Origin of the sequence: Mesorhizobium sp. M7A.F.Ca.CA.004.06.1.1, assembly GCF_003999135.1 — a bacterium.
GTDB lineage: Bacteria > Pseudomonadota > Alphaproteobacteria > Rhizobiales > Rhizobiaceae > Mesorhizobium.
In genome coordinates, this window is sequence record NZ_RZPQ01000401.1 from 3,810 (window position 1) to 5,347 (window position 1,538).

The following is a 1,538-nucleotide window of genomic DNA, read 5'->3' on the forward strand; positions in this document are numbered from 1 at the left end:
GTGGTGCTCGACCCAGGCGAAGAAGCGTTCGCGGCACTGACCGCCTTCGCGGTCGACCAGGAGATCGGCAGCGCGTCCTTGACCGCCATAGGGGCTTTCGAGAAAGCCACGGTGGGCTGGTTCGATCCGGCCTCGAAGACCTACCGCAAGATCCCTGTCGACGAACAGTGCGAGGTTCTGAGCGCGATCGGCGATGTCGCACTGGGTGACGACGATAAGCCCAGCCTGCACGTCCATGCGGTCCTTGGATCGAGTGACGGCACCACTCGGGGTGGACATCTGCTTGACGGCATCGTTCGGCCAACGCTCGAAATCACCCTGGTGGAAGCACCCGGTCATCTACGTCGCAGCAAGCGTCCGGAGCTCGGTGTCGCACTCATCGATCTTGACGATTGATCTCCAGCCCCTCCACCCGTGCTCACGCTTTCTCGTTCCGCTCAGTTGATGCTGTGTCCGGCGGCGCTTCCCAGCCAAACACGCTGCGCCCGCCAAGCAGATGCGACTGGTCGAATTCTCCCGCGACAATTTCCTTCAGGCTGGGGCCGGTCACGTATCGTTCGACTTGCCGCGACTGATCGTCGAGCCGCCTCAAGGCACCGATTTCTTCATCGCGACCGAGCTTTGCCTTCTGCACGGCCGACTTCAGAACCCCGATCGTCTCGTCATAGACCTTCAGCGGTACCGGAAATGGATGCCTGTCCTTGCCGCCATGCGCCAGCGAGAAGCGGCCGGGATCGGAAAACCGGCAAGGCGCGCCATGCACCACCTCGGCAACGAGGGCCAGCGCGCGCACCGTACGCGCGCCGACGCCGGGGACCAGAAGGAGCTCGGCGAAATCGGTGGGACCGCGGTTCGCGGCGGCTGCGATATTGCCGTGAAGACGATGCATGACGACATCGCTTTCGCGAACATCATGGTGGGCCGGCATGACCAAATGCGGCAGCAGCGGCTGCTCCGGTTCTTGCCGGCGCGTCGGCTCCGCGCAACGCTCCAATGCTGCAAGCTCGCCCAGGATGCGATCGGGTCCGAGGTCTTGCAAAAGGTTCAGTTGCCCTTGGCGCGACGCGTCGGCGCGCCTGTCGGTCAGGTTGACGATCTCACCTTGATGGACGCCCTCGATGGCGGCATGCGGCTGCTCGACAAAACTCTTGAGGCCCTCGGAGAGCCAATGGTAGCGGCGCGCCACCTTGCTGTCACCGTTCATGCCTTGCTGCACCACGACCCAGCGACCGTCATCGGTGACGATGAAACCATGCAGGTAAAGATCGAAACCGTCCTGGACCGCGGCGCTGTCGACTTTGGCGACAAGCCGGCTGACGGTGGCAAGGCCCGCCCCGTCGAAGCCGACGCGTTGGCCGATGGCCTCCAGCTCATGCGGGGTTTTGCGCGAATGCGCGCCGCGACCACCGCAGACATGAATGCCGAGCTCGCCGGAGAGCGGCGTGAGGCCACGCTTCAAAGCGCCCACGACGCTGGTCGTGATCCCCGACGAGTGCCAATCCATGCCCATGACAGCACCAAAGGACTGGAACCAGAAT

The 1,538-nt window shown here is 63.7% G+C and carries 2 protein-coding genes; one reads left to right on the forward strand and one right to left on the reverse strand.

Features of this window, described 5'->3' with window-relative positions:
* A partial coding sequence (locus EN906_RS21670) for a PPC domain-containing DNA-binding protein (protein WP_164777280.1) occupies positions 1–396 on the forward strand: 396 nt, incomplete at its 5' end.
* A gap of 22 nt (positions 397–418) precedes the next feature.
* Here the strand turns inward: EN906_RS21670 and EN906_RS21675 are convergent.
* The coding region (locus EN906_RS21675; RefSeq protein WP_164777281.1) for a DUF763 domain-containing protein at positions 419–1,538 on the reverse strand (1,120 nt) is incomplete at its 5' end.